The following is a 19,301-nucleotide window of genomic DNA, read 5'->3' as shown; positions in this document are numbered from 1 at the left end:
TCCGGACGCGGTGGTCGTCGGCAGTCTGCGGCGTGATCAGGGTGGTGCGGACCGGTTCCTGACCTCCCTGGCCGAGGCCTGGGTGCGCGGTGTTCCGGTGGAGTGGACACGGGTGCAGGCCGGGCAGGGCGGCCGGGTGGTGGCGTTGCCGACGTACGCCTTCCAGCACCGCCGGTACTGGTTGGAGAAGAGCCTGCCCGTGGTGCCGTCGTCTGGTTCGCGGGTGGATGGCCGGTTCTGGGAGGCGGTCGAGCGGGAGGATCTGGAGGGTCTTGCCGGGACGCTCGGGTTGGTCGACAGTGCGCCGTTGGCCGGGGTGTTGCCGGTGTTGTCGAGTTGGCGTCGGGGTGAGGTGGCGCGGTCGGCGGTGGACGGCTGGCGGTACAAGGTGGTGTGGAAGCCGGTCGGGCGGGACGTCGGGCCGGTGGTGCTTGGGGGCAGGTGGCTGCTGGTGGTGGCGGGGGAGCAGGCCGGCACCGGCCTGACCGCCTCCGTCGCCGACGCCCTGACCCGCCACGGCGCCGACGTGCTGACTCTCGGTGTACCGGCCGGCGCCGACCGGACCCAGCTCGCCGCCCTGCTCGGCGAAGCCCTCGGCGGTGAGGGCGGCCCCGCGCCGGCGACCGGGATCCTGTCCCTGCTGGCGCTGGAGGAGTCGCCGTACGCGGCCGGCAGCGCTCTGGACCACGGGCTCGCCCTCAACACCGCCCTGCTCCAGGCGCTGGGCGACGCCCGGGTGACCGCGCCGCTGTGGATCGGTACCCGGGGTGCCGTGTCGACCGGGCGCGCCGACCGGCTGACCGCGCCGTTCCAGGCGCGGGCGTGGGGCCTCGGCCGTATCGCGGCGCTGGAGTACCCGCAGCGCTTCGGTGGGCTGGTGGACCTGCCGCGGGAGCTGGACGAGCGTGCCGGCACCCGGCTCGTGACCGCGCTGTCGGGCGCGGCGGGCGAGGACCAGGTGGCGGTACGCGGCTCCGGTCTGTTCGCGCGTCGGCTGGTCCGGGCCGAGCGGTCGGAAGCCGGACCCGCGGAGTGGAAGCCGGATGGCACCGTGCTCGTGACCGGCGGCACCGGAGGGGTGGGCGCACAGGTCGCGCGCCGGCTGGCCCGCAACGGCGCCGCGCACCTGCTGCTGGTGGGACGCCGGGGACCGGACGCCCCCGGCGCGGCGGAACTGCGGGCGGAACTGACCGGGCTCGGCGCCCGCGTCACGATGGCGGCGTGCGACGTGGCCGACCGCGAGCAGCTCGCCGCGCTTCTGGCCGCCGTACCCGAGGACCAGCCGCTCACCGCGGTCGTCCACGCGGCCGGCGTGCTGGACGACGGCGTGCTCGACGGGCTCACGCCCGAGCGCGCCGAGACCGTGCTGCGGCCCAAGACCGCTGCCGCGTGGCACCTGCACGAGCTGACCCGGGACCTGGGACTCACCGCCTTCGTGCTGTTCTCCTCGCTGGCGGGCACGCTGGGCGGACCGGGACAGGGCAGCTACGCCGCCGCGAACGCCTTCCTCGACGCCCTCGCCCACCACCGGCACGCCGACGGCCTGCCGGCGACGTCGATCGCGTGGGGAGCATGGGGCGGCGGCGGCCTGGCCGCCGGGGAGACGGGTGAGCGGCTGGCCCGCTCGGGCATGCCCGCCATGGACCCGGAAGCGGCGCTGACCGCGCTCGAACAGGCCGTCCTCGGCGGCGAACCCGTGCTGGCGGTGGCCGACGTACGGTGGGAGACATACGCGTTCGCCCACTCCGACCGGCCCGCCCGTGCGCTCGCCGGCCTGCCGGAGGTGCAGGCGGCCACCGCGGCCCGGCGGACGGCCGGGAGCGCCGGGGGTGACGGCAACGCGCTCACGGCGCGGCTCTCCGTGCTGCCGTCCGACGAGCGGCGGCGCGAACTCCTGGCGTTGGTGCGCACGTTGGCCGCGGGGGCGCTCGGGTACTCCGGCCCGGAGGAGGTCGACGAGCACCGGGCGTTCCGCGACCTCGGCTTCGACTCGCTCACCGCGGTGGCGCTGCGCAACACCATCGCCGAGGCGACCGGTCTGCGGCTGCCGGTGACGCTCGTCTTCGACCATCCCACGGCCACCGCGCTCGCCGGCCGACTCCACCAGGACCTGTTCGGCGCGGCGCCCGCGGCCGCGGAGCCCGCTCCGACGGCCGGGGCCGGCCCGGCGGCGACCGACGACGACCCGGTGGTGATCGTCGCCATGAGCTGCCGGTACCCGGGTGGCGCGAGCAGCCCCGAGGAGCTGTGGCGACTGCTGGTGCGGGGCGGCGACGCGGTGTCGGCCTTCCCGCAGGACCGCGGCTGGGACCTGACGGGCGGCTACGACCCCGACCCCGACCGGCCGGGCACCTTCTACGCCCGCGGCGGCGGATTCCTGTACGACGCCCACCACTTCGACCCGGAGTTCTTCGGCATGAGCCCGCGCGAGGCGCTGGCCGTCGACCCCCAGCAGCGGCTGCTGCTGGAGACGTCGTGGGAGGCGTTCGAGCGGGCCGGCCTCGACCCGGCCGTGCTGCGCGGCAGCCGCACCGGGGTGTTCGTCGGCTCCAACTACCACGACTACGGCTCCCGGGTGCAGCAGGCGCCCAAGGACTTCGAGGGCTACCTGGCCACCGGCAGCGCCGGCAGCGTGGCGTCCGGGCGCATCTCCTACACCTTCGGACTGGAGGGCCCGGCCGTCACCGTCGACACGGCCTGCTCCTCGTCCCTGGTCGCCCTGCACATGGCCGCCCAGGCGCTGCGCACCGGGGAGTGCACCATGGCGCTGGCCGGCGGCGTCACGGTCATCTCCTCACTGGACACGTTCATCGAGTTCAGCAGGCAGCGGGCCCTGTCCGCGGACGGCCGCTGCAAGGCGTTCTCCGACGACGCCGACGGCGCCGGCTGGGCCGAGGGCGTCGGCATGCTGCTCCTGGAACGGCTGTCCGACGCCCGCCGCAACGGCCACCCGGTCCTCGCGGTGCTCGCCGGTTCCGCGGTCAACCAGGACGGCGCCAGCAACGGCCTCACCGCGCCGAGCGGTCCCGCGCAGCAGCGGGTCATCCGGCAGGCGCTGGACGCCGCCCGGCTGTCCCCGGCCGACGTGGACGCCGTCGAGGCGCACGGCACCGGCACCCGGCTGGGCGATCCCATCGAGGCGCAGGCCCTCATGGCGACGTACGGGCAGGACCGGCCCGCGGACCGGCCGCTGCTGCTCGGCGCCCTCAAGTCCAACATCGGGCACACGCAGGCCGCCGCCGGCGTCGGCGGTGTCATCAAGATGGTCCTGGCGATGCGGCACGGGCTGCTGCCGCGCACGCTGCACGCCGACCGGCCGTCGACGCGGATCGACTGGACCGAGGGGGCGGTGTCGCTGCTGACGGAGCCCACCGCGTGGCCGCGTGCCGGCCGGCCGCGCCGCGCCGGTGTGTCGGCGTTCGGCATCAGCGGAACGAACGCCCACGTCATCCTCCAGGAGCCGCCCGCCGGGGACCCGGAGGACACCGGCGCCGACGACCCCGGCACGCGGACGCCCGCCTCGGCGGTCGTCGCCGGGACCCGGGCGGTGGCCTCACCACCGCAGGCCGCCGCCGACGTTGTCCCCTGGGTGCTCTCCGGCCGGACCGCCGACGCGCTGCGCGCCCAGGCCGCCCGCCTGCTGGACCGGCTGGAGGACCCCGGGCGGCAGGACGACGCGGCCCCGGCCGACGTCGCCCATGCCCTGGCCCTGGGCCGGACCGCGTTCGATCACCGGGCCGCCGTCGTCGGCAGCGACCGGGACGAACTGGTGGCCGGCGTACGGGCGCTGGCCGACGGCCGGGAGGCCGCCGGACTGCTGCGCGGGGTGCGGCGCCGGACCGGCCGCACCGCGTTCCTCTTCAGCGGCCAGGGCAGCCAGCGCCCCGGCATGGGCCGCGAACTTTACGACGCCCACCCGGTGTTCGCCGACGCGCTCGACGCGGTCTGCGCCGAACTGGACCGGGAACTGGAACGGCCTCTGAAGGACGTGCTGTTCGCCCCCGCCGGCACCTCGGACGCCGCGCTGCTGAACCGCACCGACTACACCCAGGCCGGCCTGTTCGCCCTGGAAGTCGCCCAGTTCCGGCTGCTGGAGCACTGGGGGCTGCGCCCCGACGCCGTCGCCGGCCACTCCGTCGGCGAGCTCGCCGCCGCCCACGTGGCCGGGGTGTTCGGCCTCGCCGACGCCTGCCGCCTGGTCGCCGCCCGCGGCCGGCTGATGCAGCGCCTGCCGGACGGCGGGGCGATGCTGTCCGTCCAGGCGGGCGAGGCGGACGTCGCCGAAGCCCTGCGCACGTACGAGGACCGGGTGGCCGTCGCGGCCGTGAACGGCCCGGCGTCCGTGGTCGTCTCCGGTGACGAGGAGGCGGTGCAGGAACTGGCCGAGGCGTGGCGGGGGGCAGGGCTGCGCACCAAGCGGCTGACCGTGTCGCACGCCTTCCACTCGCCGCGCATGGAACCGGTGCAGGCCCCGTTCGCCGCCGTCGCCCGGGACATCGCCTACGCGGCCCCGGCGATACCCCTCGTCTGCGACCTCACCGGGGCCCTCGCCGGCCCCGGTGAACTGGAGGACGCCGGCTACTGGGTGCGGCACGTACGGGACACGGTGCGCTTCGCCGACGTCCTCGCCACCCTGGAACGCCAGGACGTGACCGCGTACGTCGAACTCGGCCCCGACGGGGTGCTCACCGCCATGACCCGCGACTGCCTCACCGACCCGGGGGCCGCGGTCGTCACCCCGCTGCTGCGCCGCGACCGCTCCGAGCGGACGTCCGTCGTCACCGCACTGGCCGCCCTGCACGTGCACGGCGCCGGCCCCGACTGGGCCGCCTACTTCGCCGGCCGCCCGGCGCGCCGGGTCGAGCTGCCGACGTACGCCTTCCAGCGGGCCCGCTACTGGCTCGACGCGGAACCGGCCGCACCCGACCTCGCCGCGGCCGGACTCGCGGCCGGCGACCACCCGCTGCTCGCCGCGGGCACGGCACTCGCCGGCGGTGCCGGCTACCTGCTCACCGGGCGGCTGTCGCTCGGCGGCCACCCCTGGCTCGCCGACCACGCGGTGTCCGGTACGGCCCTCATGCCCGGCACCGCCTTCCTGGAACTGGCCCTGCTGGCCGCCGACCGGGTCGGCGCCCGGACCGTCGACGAACTCACCCTGGAGGCACCCCTCGTCCTGCCGGAGCAGGGCGCCGTCCACCTCCAGGTCACCGTCGGAGAACCGGGTGCGGAGGGCGTGCGCGAGGTCACGGTGCACTCCCGTCCGGACCAGGCCGAGGACGACGAGCCCTGGACCCGGCACGCCGTCGGCCGGCTCACCCCGGCCACCGCACCGGCCGACGACGTCCCGGTCGAGGCGTGGCCGCCGCAGGGGGCCGAACCGGTCACCCTGGACGGTCTGTACGACCGCTTCGCCGCGGGTGGCTTCGCCTACGGCCCCGCGTTCCAGGGCCTGACCGCCGCGTGGAAGCTCGGCGGGGACGTGTACGCCGAGATCGAGCCGCCCACCGAGGTGGCCGCCGACGCCGCCCGTTACTGGCTCCACCCGGCGCTGCTGGACGCCGCGCTGCAGACCGTCGGCCTCACCGGCGCGGCCGGGACCGCCGTCATGCCCTTCAGCTGGACGGGCGTGCACCTGCACACCCCCGGAGCCGCCGCCCTGCGGGTGCACCTGCGTCCGGCCGGGCCCGACGCGGTGACCCTGCGGATCACCGATCCGTCCGGGCGGCCCGTCGCCGCGGTGGCCGGCCTGACGCTGCGGCCGCTGCCCGACGCCGGCCGCCTCGAGGACCGGCGCGCCGCCGCCCGCCACCTGTACGAGCTGGAGTGGGTCACCCCGGCCCCGGCAGCGGCCCGCGCCGCCCTGGGCGGCTGGGCCGTCCTGAACGGCTGGGCCGTCCTGAACGGCGACGCCGACCCCGCCCTCGGCGCCGCCCTGGCCGCCGCCGGACCGGCCGCCGCCCACTACCGCGACCCGGCCGCCCTCGCCCGCGCCGTCGCCACTGGCGAACTGCCCGCACCCCGCACGGTGCTGGCCGTCGTACCCGGCCTCCGGAACGACGGGGCCGGGCACCCGGACGAGTGCGACCCGGCCGGTGCGGTGCGCCGCGCGACCGGGAACGTGCTGCGGCTGCTGCAGGACTGGCTCGCCGAGGACACGTTCGACGCCACCCCGCTGGTGCTGGTCACCCGGCACGCCATGAGCGTGCACGACGGCGACCGGGTGCCCGACCCGGCGGCCGCGGCCGTATGGGGCCTGGTGCGCACCGCGCAGTCCGAGAACCCGGGCCGGTTCGTGCTGCTCGACTGGGACGCCACCGAGGAGTCGTACCGGGCACTGCCCGCCGCGCTCGGCCACGGCGAACCCCAACTGGCGCTGCGCAAGGCCGAGCTGCGGGTGCCGCGACTGGTCAGGATGCGCCTGCCGCACACCGTGGACGGCACCACGGGGCCCCTGCTCGACCCGGACGGCACCGTACTGGTCACCGGTGCCACGGGTGCGCTGGGCGGCCTGATCGCCCGGCACCTCGTCACCCGGCACGGTGCCCGTCACCTGCTGCTCGCCGCCCGGCGCGGCCCGGACGCGCCGGGCGCCCGGGACCTCGTCGAGGAGCTGACCGCGCTCGGCGCCCGCGCCGAACTGGTCGCCTGCGACACCTCCGACCGGCAGGCGCTGGCCGCCCTGCTCGCCGAGGTTCCCGCCGCGCATCCCCTGACCGCCGTGGTGCACACGGCGGGCGTCCTGGACGACGGCGTCATCGGCTCCCTCACCCCGGAACGCCTCGACACCGTACTCGCCGCCAAGGTCGACACCGCCCTGCACCTGCACGAGCTGACCCGGGACGTGGAACTGCGCGCCTTCGTGCTGTACTCGTCGCTGGCCGGCATCTTCGGCGGCTCGGGACAGGGCAACTACGCGGCCGCCAACGCCTTCCTGGACGCCTTCGCCCGGCAGCGGCGGGCCGAGGGCCTGCCCGCCCAGTCGCTGGCCTGGGGCCTGTGGGAGCAGCGGTCGGCGATGACCGGCAAGCTGGACGAGGCCGACCTGCTGCGCATGGCGCGGGGCGGAGTCGTGCCGATGCCGTCCGAACAGGCTCTCGACCTGTTCGACGCCGCCGTCGCCGCCGGCCGGACGGTGCTGGTCCCGGCCCGGTTCGACACGGCCGCGCTGCGAACCCCGGACGGAGAGGTCCCGCCCCTGCTGCGGTCCCTCGTCCGGCCCGCCCCCGGCCGCCGCCCCGCCGGCGACGCCACCGCCTCCCACGGGCGTCTGCGTGACAGGCTCGCGAGCCTCGACCCCGAGGCCCGTCTGGCGGCCCTGGTGGACGTCGTCCGCGACCACGCGGCGGCGGTGCTCGGCTACGCCGACTCCGACGCCGTGGACCCCGAACGCGGCTTCCTGGAGATGGGTTTCGACTCGCTGACCGCCGTGGAACTGCGCAACCGGCTCAGCACCGCCACCGGGCTGCGGCTGCCCGCCACCCTGCTGTTCGACTACCCGACGCCCATCGGCCTGGCCGGGCACCTGCGGGCGGAGACCGCACCGGGAGCCGCCGCGTCCCTGCAACCGGTCCTGGCCGGGCTGGAACGGCTGGAGAGCGTGCTCGACGAGATCGCCGGGGACGAGCCGGTCCGCTCCGCACTGACCGGCCGGCTGCGCGGGCTGCTGACCCGCCTCGACGCAACGGCCCCGACCGGCGGCACCGGGGAGCGGCCGGACACGGCCGTGGCGGTCGAGGAACACCTGGAGACGGCCACCGACGACGACCTGTTCGACTTCATCGACCAGCAGTTCGGGTCGGCGTGACCGGCCGCCGCGTCCACAACCACCAAGCGGAGGAGAGCGAGACCGTGTCGGACCGGGTGCTGAACGTCGGAGTGGTCGGCTGCGCCGCCATCGCCCAGCGCACCACCATGCCCGCGCTGGCGGCCGAGCCGTCGGTGCGGCTGGTGGCCGTGGCCAGCCGCAGCCGGGACAAGGCCGAGGCCGTCGCCGCGCGGTTCGGCTGCGAGGCGGTCACCGGCTACGCCGCACTGCTGGCCCGCGACGACATCGACGCCGTGTACCTGCCCCTGCCGCCCGCCCTGCACGCCGAGTGGGTGGCCCGCGCGCTGGCGGCGGGCAAGCACGTCCTGACCGAGAAACCGGCCGTCGCCGACCGGGCGCAGGCGGCGGAACTGGTCGCCGCCGCCCGGCAGGCCGGCCTGCTGCTGATGGAGAACTTCGCGTTCCTCCACCACGGTCAGCACGACGCCGTACGCTCCCTCGTCGAGGCGGGAGCCATCGGCGAACCCCGGCACCTCACCGCCGAGTTCGCCTTCCCGCCGCTGCCCGCAGGCGACATCCGCAACGACCCGGCACTGGGCGGCGGCGCGCTGCTCGACGCGGGCGTGTACACGCTGCGCGCGGCCACCCTGTACCTGGGGCCGCGCGTCGAGGTCCGCGGGGCGGTGCTGCGGATCGACTCCGGCACCGGGGTGGACGTGGCCGGGGCGGCGCTCGTCGCCGATCCGGCCGGGCGGACCGGGCAGTTGACGTTCGGCTTCGACCGGTCGTACCGGTGCGGCTGCACTCTCTGGGGCAGCGAGGGGAGCATCAGCCTCGACCGGGCGTTCACGGCACCGCCGGGCCTGCGGCCCGTCCTGCGCCTGGCGCGCCAGGACGTCGTGGAGGAACGGACCCTCCCCGCCGGGCACCAGTTCGCCTCCCTGGTCGCGGCGTTCGCCCGCACGGTGCTCGACGGGGGCGACTTCGCCGGACCCGGGGAGGACATCCTGCGGCAGGCGGAGCTGGTGGACGCGGTGCGCGACGCGGCGGCCGCGCACCCCGCGGGAGGAAGCCGCCGAGCGGCCCGCTGACCGGGCCGTCGCGGCGGCGCCGGTCAGGCGGAATGCTGCTGCGGGGCGCTGCCGCTCTCCTCCCCGCTGCCCCCCTCGACCAGGGCGAACCTCCCGGCCACGGCCGGGCGCCCGTCGATGACGTCCCGGAGCTGGGAGCGCGCGGTGACCCCCAGCTTCGGGAAGCTCCGGTACAGGTGCGAGCCGACCGTACGCGGGGAGAGCTGGAGCCGGGCGCCGATCTCGCGGTTGGTCAGCCCGCGGGCGGCCAGCCGGACGATCTGCCTCTGCTGGGGCGTGAGGGCGGGCAGTCGCTCCGGGACGCCCGCGCTCTGCCGGATGCCGGCGGCCCGCAGCTCGGCCCGCGCGCGCCCGGCCCACGGCTCGGCGCCGAGCCGTACGAACGTCTCCAGCGCGGCGGTCAGCAGGGGCCGCGCCCGGCCGGACCGCAGCCGCCGGCGCAGCCATTCGCCGTACTCCAGCTGTGTCTGGGCGTGGCTGAACGGCCTTTCCCCGGTGGACGGTTCGTCGAGGGCGGCCCGGAAGTGACGCTCCGCCCCGTCCCCGTCCGCCAGCAGCGCCCTGGCGCGCGAGAGCAGCGCCCGCTGGCGGGGTGAGGCGTCCGCCATCCGGTCCGCGAGCCGGTCCACGATCCCGCGGGCGCCCTCGTGCCGTCCGACGCGCACGGCGGCGGCGGCCAGATCGGCCAGACCGTACCGGGACTCGCGATAGTGGACCTCGTCGCCGCCGGCCGTGAACATCTCGCGGAACTGGTCGAACGCGGCCGCGTGATCGCCGTCCGCCATGGCCGCCATCCCCAGCGCCCACCGGGCCCGGACCGCCACGAAGCGGTTCTCGGGCGCGGCGACGGCGTCCAGCGCCCGCAGAGCCGCGGCGCGCGCCGCGCCCGTCTCGCCCCGCAGCGCGAGCACCGCGGCGTCGAGGGCCGGCGGTGCCGCCGCCGTGTACGGCGGATCGCTCTCCGCCGCCGCCCGCGCGGAGGCCGCGGCGACGGCCGCGGCCCGGTCCCACCGGCCGTGGTCCAGGCACACCCAGCCCTCGACGCAGCGCAGCCCCTCGGGCAGCGGCGACGGCGTCGACGCGGACCCGCCCACCTTGTCGAACAGGCCCATGGCCAGTCCGGTCTCGTCCAACAGCCAGGCCAGCGTGGCCGTGGCCGCCGTCAGCTCCGGCCCGGCCGCGTCCATCCCCGCCAGCCGCCGCACACCGGCGAGCAGTCCGGCCCGGTCCGAGCACGGATCGGTCGCCGTGCGGATCCACAGCGAGGCGAGATCGGGCTCGGGACGCCGGCCGATGCGCCCGCCCAGCCGGAAGAACTCGCCGCGCAGTTCGTCGCGCCGTCCGGCATCCCCCTGGTAGTAGCAGATCAGCGCGGCGGTCGCGAGAGCTTGCAGCGCCTTGCCCGGGTGGTGCGGCGCCAGTTCCCGCGCGGTGCGGGTCAGCAGCGGGTAGGCGGCGCCGCGGCGCGGGGTGAGGGCGAGGGCCTGCCCCCGGTACAGGGTGGCGAGGGCGAGCAGCACGGGATCCTCGGACAGCGTCCGCACCCGGTCCGTCAGCTCCTCGACCCAGGCCGTCTGCCCGGTCGGTACGGCCAGCCGTGCGGCCAGCGTCAGCCTGCGGGCGCGTTCGTGCCGGTCCGGGCTGAGGTCGGCGGCCCGCTGCAGCGCCAGCGCCGCTGAGGCGAAACCGCCGCGCTTCCCGGTCTCCCGGGCGCTGCGCTCGATCTCCCGCGCCGTGGCCTCGCTCGGCCCGGTGCCGCCCGCCGCCAGGTGCCAGGCCCGCCGGTCCGGGGCGTCGCGCAGGGTCGCGGCACACCGGCGGTGCGCCGCCCGGCGCTGGGTGAGCGGCGCCGCCTGGTAGACGGCGGAGCGGATCAGCGGATGCCGGAACCGTACGGTGTCGTCGCGGACACAGATCAGGCCCGCCCGCTCGGCCGGCCGCCAGACCTGCGGCGGGAGCCCGGCCACGGCGTCCTCGTCCGTCGCCGCCAGCAGCAGGGCCTGCCGGGTGGCCGGCGGCAGGGCGTCCAGCCGGCCGGTGAAGCACTGCTCCAGCCGTTCGGTCAGCGGCAGCGGCTCCACCGGCCACGGTGCCGGACCGCCCTCGGCGCGGGCGAACTCGATCAACGCCAGCGGGTTGCCCGCCGCCTCGTGCAGGATGCGCGCCCGCAGGGGGCCGCCGGGCCGGTGCGGCTGCGCGTCCAGGAGCAGGCCCGCCGCGTCCGCGTCGAGCGGCCCCAGCTCCAGCACCGGACGCCCCATCGCGAACGCGGGCGGCGCGGAGCCGCCGCGGACCACGCCCAGCACCGAGATCCGCTCGCCCTCCAGCCTCCTGGCCACGAAGGCGAGCACGTCCAGGGAATCGCCGTCCAGCCACTGGGCGTCGTCCACGACGAGCAGCACCGGACGCGACCGCGCCTCGTGGGACAGCAGCGTCAGCACCGCGACCCGGAGGACCAGCGGGTCGGGCTCGCCGGGTCCGGCGGTGATGCCGAAGGCGCTGAGCAGCGCGTCCCGCTGCCGGTCCGGCAGCATCTGCGCCTGCGTCAGCACCGGCCGCAGCAGCTGGTGGAGCCCGGCGAAGGCCAGCTCCCGTTCCGTCTCGCAGCCCTCCGCCCGCAGTATCCGGAACCCGGCCTCGCGCAGGGCGCCCGCCTCGCGGCCGACGAGGGCGCTCTTGCCGATTCCCGGATCACCGGTCACCACCAGCACGGGGCCGCCCTCTCCAGGGGGACCGGCGAACCGCCGTATGCGGGCGGCCTCGGAGGTGCGGCCCACGAGGGGGCCGCCCGACGGTGGCGGCGGACTGGTCAAGAGCGCCTCCCTGGTCTCGCTAGTGCGGCGTCCGACAGCGCAGGACGCTAGCCCCGCCCACGGTCGCCGTCCGCGCGTCGTACGACGCCTCTAAGGAATCTCCTGAAAAGGGCTTCTCCGAGGAGTGCGCCGACGGCCCGGCGCCCGGTGCGGGACCGCGGCCCGCCGGGAGTGACTGAGCCGGCCTCACGCCTCGGGGTGCAGTCGGTTGACGGATTCGCCGGGGCCTCCGCCCGGTCCACACTGCGGGACGAGCCGAGCGCCGCCGGCCGGACACCCGGCCGGCGGCTGCACGGCATCGGGCACGAGCGGCGCCGCCGCGGCGCTGCGGAAGCGCCCCTGTCGCACCCGGAGCCCTGCCGCACCCGGAGCCCTGCCGCCCCCGGCGCCCGCCGCACGCGGGCACCGGCACCGGGTGCGGCATCAGGACCGGCGGGGCGACGGACCACCGCCCGGAGCACCGGAAGCGACGGATCACCGGAAGCGACGGATCACCGGAACCGGCGCACGCAGACGCGGGAACCACCCGCCCGGTGCGCGCCGTCCGCGTGGCGGCCGGACCGGTGCCGACCGGGCCGCGGCCCGTGTCCGCCCCGGGAGTCGGCGCAGCCACCGGCGGCGCCGGTGCTCCGCGCGGTTCTGCCCGGTGGCCCTCGAAGCCGGGTCCGTCGCTCGCCTCCGAGGCGGCCGGCGGGCTGGAAAGGAGCTGGAGAACGTGGCACGAGCAGCAGTGGTCGCCGGTCTGGGGGCGTGGGCGCCCCCCACCGTGGTCACCAACGAGCAACTCGCCGGGGAGCTGGACACCACCGACGAGTGGATCCGCAGCCGTACCGGAATCAGTGAGCGGCGCTGGGTCGGCCCGGGACAGTCCACCGGTGACCTGGCCGTCGAGGCCGGACGGCGCGCGCTGGCGTCGGCCGGCACCGCGGGAGTGGACGCGGTGGTCCTCGCCACCAGCTCCCCGGACCGGCCCTGCCCGGCGACCGCGCCCGAGGTGGCCGCCCGGCTGGGACTCGGCCCGGTCGCCGCGTTCGACGTGGCGGCCGTGTGCACCGGATTCGTGTACGCGCTGGGGACCGGCGCCGGGCTGATCTCGCTCGGCGCCGCCGACAGCGTCCTCGTGATCGGCGCGGACGCGTTCTCCACCCTGCTCGCGCCGGACGACCGGTCGACCCGCGTGATCTTCGGCGACGGCGGCGGCGCGGTCGTGCTGCGCGCGGGCTCGCCCACCGAGGCCGGCGCCCTCACGGGGCTGGCTCTCGGCAGCGACGGCACCCTCGGCGACCTCATCGAAGTCCCGGCCGGAGGATCCCGGCAGCGGTCCACCGGACTGCCAGCCAAGACCGAGGACACCTGGTTCACGATGCGGGGGCAGGCCGTCTACGCGCAGGCCGTGCGGCGGATGGCCCAGACGGTCCGCGACACTGCGCGGCGCGCCGGCTGGGCGCCGGCAGAGGTCGACTCCTTCGTGCTGCACCAGGCCAACACCCGGATCCTCACGGCGGTCGCCCGCAGGCTCGAGCTGCCGCCCGAGCGGTTCCTGAACGCCATCGCCCTGCGCGGCAACACGGTCGCCGCCTCCATCCCGCTGGCCCTCGCCGACGGCGCCGCCTCCGGTGCGCTGCGCCCCGGGCACAAGGTGCTGCTGGCCGGGTTCGGCGGCGGCCTCACCTGGGGCTCGGTCGCCCTGGTCTGGCCCCGGCTGCACCGGCCGCCGGCGTCATCGTCGGCGACGGCCACGCCCCGGCCCTCGCGGGCACCGGCACAGCGGCCCTGACCGGGACCGCCGCGAGACCGCCGCAGGCCACCCGACCGACGCCACCCGACCGACGCAACCCGACCCGCCAGGAGTACCCGTGGACGCGCAATCGATCATCCTGCACCTGCTGACACCCGAAGGACGCGCCGACCCCTACCCGCTGTACGCCCTCGCCCACGAACTGGGGCCCGTCGCCCCGGCCGGTGACGGCCTGGTGCTGGTGTGCGGCTACGAAGCGGCCCGCCAGGCCCTGCGCGATCCGGGTCTCGGCGCCGACAGCGGTCTCACCGCCTGGGGCGGCGACGCGGACTCGCGTCCCTCCCTGGCCATGCTGAGCCGGTCCCTGCTGGTCGCCGACGAGCCCGGCCACGGGCGGCTGCGGGCGTCGATGGCCCAGGCGTTCACCGCGCGCGGGGTGGCCGCCCTGGAGGCCGGGATCGGCCGGATCACCGACGCGCTGCTCGACGGCCTCGAGAAGGCCGGCGGCTCCCCGGTGGACTTCATGGACGCCTTCGCCTTCCCCCTGCCGGCGCACGTCATCTGCGACCTGATGGGTATCCCGCCCGCCGACCGCGCCCGCTTCCGCGCATGGGCCGCCGACCTGAGCGCCATGCTGGAACCGGTGCCCGGACCCGCCGACCTGGACACCGCCGACCGGGTGGCGGCCGAGGTCGGCCGGTACTTCACCGACCTGGTCGGGGCCCGCCGCGCCGAGCCCCGCGAGGACCTGGTGACCGCCATGCTCGCCGCGCGGGACCAGGGACTGCTGCGCGACGACGAGGAACTCGTCGCCAATCTCGCCATCCTGCTCGTGGCCGGCTTCGAGACCACCACGCACCTGCTCGGCAACGGCCTGCGGCTGCTCCTCGACCACCCCGGCGCCATGGCCGGTCTCCGGGACGGGACCGTACCGGTGCAGGGGTTCGTCGACGAGGTGCTGCGCTACGACACACCGGTCCAGCTGAGCAACCGGGTCGCGCTGACCGACGGCGTCTCGGTCGGCGGCGTGCCGGTGCCGGCCGGGACCCACGTCGTGGTGCTGCTGGGGGCCGCCAACCGCGATCCGGCCCACTACGCAGAACCCGGGCGCTTCGACCCCACCCGCCGGGACAGCAGGCCCCTCAGCTTCGGCGGCGGAGCGCACTACTGCCTCGGCGCCCTGCTGGCCCGCCTCGAGGCGACCGTCGCCTTCGGCCGGTTGCCGGCCCGGTTCCCCGCCCTCACCTCCGCTCCCGGAGCCGAGCCGGTCCGCCGCGACCGCATCTTCCTGCGCGGTCACGAGGTGCTGCCGGTGGTGCCGAACGGCGCCGGAACCCCCGGAAATTGAAATTGCTACGACGTCCGGAAAACACCGGCGGCGGAGCCGCCGGATGTTTTGACCCGCCCCGCTGTGAAACATTCGGGCGAGGTTGAGTAACACCTGTGGAAGGATTACGAGTTGTCACTCACCACGGGATCGGCGCACCGGTCCCCGCACGTCCTCACGCCCTCCAGCGGGGAATCCCTCGTCGCCGCACTGGCCGGCGGTAAAGGAAAGAACCTGCACACCCTGACCGCGGCTGGATTTCACATACCCAGCTGGTCGGTCCTCGGCCTGGACGTGTTCGCCGAATTCAGCCGCGGCAGCGGACTGCACGAGCACCTGGTCCGGCTGCTCGGCGACGGCTGGGAGCCGAGGGCCGGGCAGACCGCCGCGGAGATCGCCCGCCTGATCGAGACGGCACCGCTCGGCGAACGCGTCACCGAGGCCATCGCCCTCGCCTACCGGCAGGCCGGCGGCGGCACGGTGGCCGTCCGCTCCTCCGGCGCGGAGGAGGACGGGGACCGGCACTCCTTCGCCGGCCAGTTCGACAGCTTCCTCAACGTCCGCGGCCTCGACGAGGTCACCGCCCACGTCCGCCGCTGCTGGGCCTCCGGATTCTCGGAGCGCTCGCTTCGCTACCGCGCCCGGCGCGGGCTGCCGCCCGGCACCGGCGGGGTCGCCGTCGTCGTGCAGCGCATGGTGGCCGCCGAACGCAGCGGCGTGCTGTTCACCGCCGACCCGACGACCGGCCGTACCGACCGGCACGTGGTGAGCGCCGTGCACGGGCTGGGGGAGGGGCTGGTCTCGGGCGCGGTCGACGCGGACACCATCGTCCTGGACGCCGCCACCGGCGAGCCGCTGAGCACGGTGATCGGTGACAAACAGGAGCGCTACGACGCCGGACCCGGCGCCGGCTGCCGGGTGTCGCCCATCCCCGCCGCAGACCGCGCCGCGCCGTGCCTGACCGACGCCGACCTGGTCCGGCTGCACGAGGCCGGGGCCCGCGTCACCGCGCACTACGGAGCCCCCCAGGACATCGAGTGGGCGATCGCCGGGGACACCCTGTGGATCCTGCAGAGCCGCCCGGTCACCACCCTCACCGCCACCGGCCCCGCACCGGAACCCGAGGGAGAACTGCGCGTCTGGGACAACTCCAACATCATCGAGAGCTTCAGCGGCGTCGTCTCCCCGCTCACCTACACCTTCGCCGCCGACACCTACGCCAAGGTGTACGAGAGCTACGCCCGCGCCCTGGGAGTCCGCGGCGAGCGGCTGCGCGAGGTCCAGGAGTGGACGCCGCACCTGCTCGGCCATGTCCACGGACGGGTCTACTACAACCTGTTCCACTGGTACCGCATGGTGCGCCTTGCCCCGCTGTACCCCCTCAATCGGCGGGTGCTGGAGAAATCCCTCGGCGTCGCGGAGAGCATTCCCGACGAGGTCGCCGACACGCTCCACCCCTTCACCCCGGAAACCGGACTGCGCGGCCGGTTCTCGCGGCTGGTCCGCACCGCCGTCTTCACCAGGAGATTCCTCACCATCCGTGCGTCGGTGGAAGCCTTCCACCGCGATTTCTACCGTGCTTATGCGGATTTCAACCAGGTGGACTACGACGCGCTGCCCGGTGACGAGACCTATCGCCGCTTCCGGCGGCTGCAGCGCGAACTCATCGAGAAATGGGGCCCGATGCAGGCCCTGGACGCGACGATCCTGCTCTCCGTGGGGCTGCTGGCCCTGCTCACCCGCCGCTGGCTGCCGGCGGCCCCCGAGTGGTTCACCTGGGCCGCGGCCGCACCCGGCGGCGCCGTGGAGTCCGCCGAACCGGCGTGGGCGCTGCGCGCACTGGCCGACCGGGCGCGCGCCGACCCCGCGATCCTCGACCTGCTGGAGCGCACCCCGGACGACGAGGCCCACCAGGCGCTGCGCGACGCCGGCCACACCGGCTTCCTGGCCGCCGTCGACGCGTACATCGCCGACTACGGCTACCGCAGCCCCGACGAGCTCAAGCTGGAGGTCCCCGATCTCCACGAGAACCCGGCGGGACTGTTCGCCCTGCTGCGCGACGCGCTGCCGGAGACCGCGGACGGCGCCGCGCCGGACCGCGGCGGTGAGGCCGACGCCTACCTCGACCGGCACCTGCGCGGCCCGCGCCGCCTGCTGTACGAGCGGGTGCGGGGCAAGGCCCGGACGGCCCTCGCCGACCGGGAACGGCTCAGGTTCTGCCGCACCCGCGCCTTCGGCGCCGCCAAGCGCATGCTGCGCGCCCTGGGCCGGGACCTGGCGCGGGCCGGTGCCATCGACGCCTGGGACGACGTGTTCCTGCTCCGCCTCGACGAGGTCGAGGGCGCCTACGAGGGCATGATCGTGCACACCGAGCTGCGGGACCTGGTCACGCTGCGGCGCGGGCGGCTGGCCGCCGACGCCGCCCTGCACGCCCCGTCCCGCTTCACCACGCGCGGCGCCCCGTACTGGTCGGGGAACCTGGAACGGGCCGGCTGGACCAGCGGCCCCGCCGCCCGCAGCGGTGCCCGCGAGCTGCGCGGCATCCCCTGCTGCCCGGGCACCGCCGAAGGGCCCGCCGTGGTCACCGACACCCCGCGCGACATCGGCGGCGGCATCCTGCTCACCTACCGCACCGACCCCGGCTGGGTGGCCGCCCTGTCCTCGGCCGCCGCCCTCGTCATCGAACGCGGCAGCCCGCTCACCCACGTCGCCGTGGTGGCACGCGAACTGGGCATCCCCACCGTGGTCCAGGTCAAGGGCGTCACCACCGAGATCCGATCCGGCACCCGGCTGCGGGTCGACGGCGCCGCCGGGACGGTCACCGTGCTCGCCGGCCCGCCCGGCGACGGCACGCCCGGCGCCCCCGACACCCTCCGAACGGAGACACACCAGTGATCCTCACCGAGGACCAGCTGCAGGACCTGCTGGAGAAGTCCCTCACCGAACTGCCGCACGGCACCGAGTGGGCCGTGACCCTGGAGGGCTCCATCGCGGAGGGGTTCGGCAATCCCTCCTCCGACATCGACTTCCTGCTCGTCGGCCGTACCGAGGACGACCTGCCGACCATGCCGTCGCTGCTGTTCGTCGACGGCCGCCGCGTGGAGATCCGCACCCGGTCGGTGGGCCGGCTCGCCGCCCAGTTCCGCGAGCTGGAGAAGGACGCCGCGCGGCCCGGCCGGCTCTCCGAGGACCTCCTCAACCGCTGCCAGCGCCTGCTGCACAGCCACCCGCTGCGCGGCCACGCCCTGGTCGAGGAGGTCAAGGCGATGCTGCCCCTTGAGCGCTTCCGCCGGATCGCCGCCGACTGGTGGGCGCACCGGGCCCGCCAGGCCCTGCGGCACGCGACGGCGCTGCTGTGCCTCGGCGAGAGCGACGAGGCGGTCGACTGGGCCCGCGCCGGACTCGTGCAGACCGTCAAGTCCTGGGCGGCCGGCCTGGGCGAGACCTATCTCGAACCCAAGTGGCTGTCCCTGCAACTGGACCGGGCCGGCCGGCCGGACGTACGCGACCGCTACTGGCGGCTGCAGGCCGCCACCCCCGCGCCCGGCGACGCCGACGCCGCCCGCGAACACCTGACCGCCTGCCTCGACTTCGCCGAGGACCTGGACCTCACCGGCGTCCCCCGGCGGCCCGAGCCGCTCACCGTGGAACGCGTGCGCGGCGTGACCACCTGGCAGACCGGCGACCGGGTGCACGTCGTCCGCGGCCGGCGGGAGGTGTTCGTCCTGGGCGACGACGCCGGCGCCGTCTGGCGCTCCCTGGTCCTGGGCCGGCCGCTGCCCCGCGTCCTGGCCGCGGCCGCCGGCACCGGTGTCGCCGAACCGGGCCCCCTGCTGGCCGCCTTCCTGCGGTACGGGCTGGTCCGCCTCGCCTGGAAGGGCGGCGGAACCGTCAGCCCCGCGCTGCCGCTCGCCGCCCCGTCCGGCCCCGTCACCCCGCCGCCCTCCACCGCACAGCCGCTGCTGTCGGTGCGCGGCGCGGCCGTCGGCGGCCCCCGCGCCGTCGACCTGCTGCCCTTGCCCGCCGACCGGTTCGCCGCCGCCGCCATGGCCCTGGTGTGGTCCAACGTGGTCGTCGAGAACGCCGTCGAGGATCTGACCGGCGCTCTGCAGCGCGGCCAGTGGCGGGTCGCCGAGCTCACGGCGCGCCGCGCCGTGCACGCCGCGCTGCGCGGACTGTTCAGCGCCCACGGCGTGCACCCGCTGCCCGCCGACTCCGACCTCGTACGCCGCCTCGACCTGCTGCCGCCCGCCACCCGGCCGGCCACGGCCCGCGCCCGGGAACTGCTGCCGCGCACCGTCGGATCGGCGCAGGAGGGCGACGCGCTCCTCGCCGACCTGCGCTCCTGCGTCCTTCTGGTGCGCGGCGCCGCGGGCGCCGACTCCTTCCCGCTCTCCTTCGAGTCCGCCGACACCTGGCGGGCCACCCTGCAACTCGGCTACGACTGGCTGCGCCTCGGCTCCCACCTCGACGCGGAACTGCCCATCGAAGAGGCCCGCGACCTGCTGGCCAGCAACGGCGCCCAGCCCCACCAGGCCCGGTGACCGGACCCTGCCCGACCCTCCCC

At 76.1% G+C, this 19,301-nt stretch carries 6 protein-coding genes and 1 pseudogene; 6 read left to right on the top strand and 1 reads right to left on the bottom strand.

Features of this window, described 5'->3' with window-relative positions:
* Positions 1-7 precede the first annotated feature (7 nt).
* Positions 8-7,804, top strand: a pseudogene (locus AQJ66_RS35155) (SDR family NAD(P)-dependent oxidoreductase); the annotation flags it as partial.
* Positions 7,801-8,856 carry a Gfo/Idh/MocA family protein gene (locus tag AQJ66_RS35150; protein ID WP_244163025.1) on the top strand — a complete coding sequence of 352 codons (1,056 nt, stop codon included), beginning with the start codon at positions 7,801-7,803 and terminating at the stop codon, positions 8,854-8,856. The pseudogene AQJ66_RS35155 and the gene AQJ66_RS35150, both read left to right, overlap by 4 nt.
* A gap of 23 nt (positions 8,857-8,879) precedes the next feature.
* Here the strand turns inward: AQJ66_RS35150 and AQJ66_RS35145 are convergent, their stop codons facing one another.
* The gene (locus AQJ66_RS35145) at positions 8,880-11,669 is read right to left on the bottom strand and encodes an AAA family ATPase (protein WP_079060599.1); all 2,790 of its coding nucleotides are present in this window, start codon (positions 11,667-11,669) and stop codon (positions 8,880-8,882) included.
* A gap of 715 nt (positions 11,670-12,384) precedes the next feature.
* On the opposite strand from AQJ66_RS35145, the gene AQJ66_RS35140 reads away from it, so the two are divergent.
* The 4 genes from AQJ66_RS35140 (at position 12,385) to AQJ66_RS35125 (ending at position 19,278) form a co-directional block, all read left to right on the top strand.
* Positions 12,385-13,446 (top strand): beta-ketoacyl-ACP synthase III, encoded by a 1,062-nt coding sequence (locus tag AQJ66_RS35140; protein WP_079060598.1) that lies wholly within the window; start codon positions 12,385-12,387, stop codon positions 13,444-13,446.
* Positions 13,447-13,525: 79 nt separating this feature from the next.
* On the top strand, positions 13,526-14,755 hold the full coding sequence (locus AQJ66_RS35135; protein ID WP_061930508.1) for a cytochrome P450: 1,230 nt from the start codon (positions 13,526-13,528) through the stop codon (positions 14,753-14,755).
* A 111-nt stretch (positions 14,756-14,866) separates the two neighbouring features.
* The gene (locus AQJ66_RS35130) at positions 14,867-17,629 is read left to right on the top strand and encodes a phosphoenolpyruvate synthase (RefSeq protein WP_079060597.1); all 2,763 of its coding nucleotides are present in this window, start codon (positions 14,867-14,869) and stop codon (positions 17,627-17,629) included.
* The gene (locus tag AQJ66_RS35125) at positions 17,626-19,278 is read left to right on the top strand and encodes a hypothetical protein (RefSeq protein ID WP_061930506.1); all 1,653 of its coding nucleotides are present in this window, start codon (positions 17,626-17,628) and stop codon (positions 19,276-19,278) included. The genes AQJ66_RS35130 and AQJ66_RS35125 overlap by 4 nt, the downstream gene beginning before the upstream one ends.
* Positions 19,279-19,301: the final 23 nt, after the last annotated feature.

It is taken from the genome of Streptomyces bungoensis (genome assembly GCF_001514215.1).
GTDB lineage: Bacteria > Actinomycetota > Actinomycetes > Streptomycetales > Streptomycetaceae > Streptomyces > Streptomyces bungoensis.
This window is presented reverse-complemented; position numbering and strand designations above follow the sequence as displayed.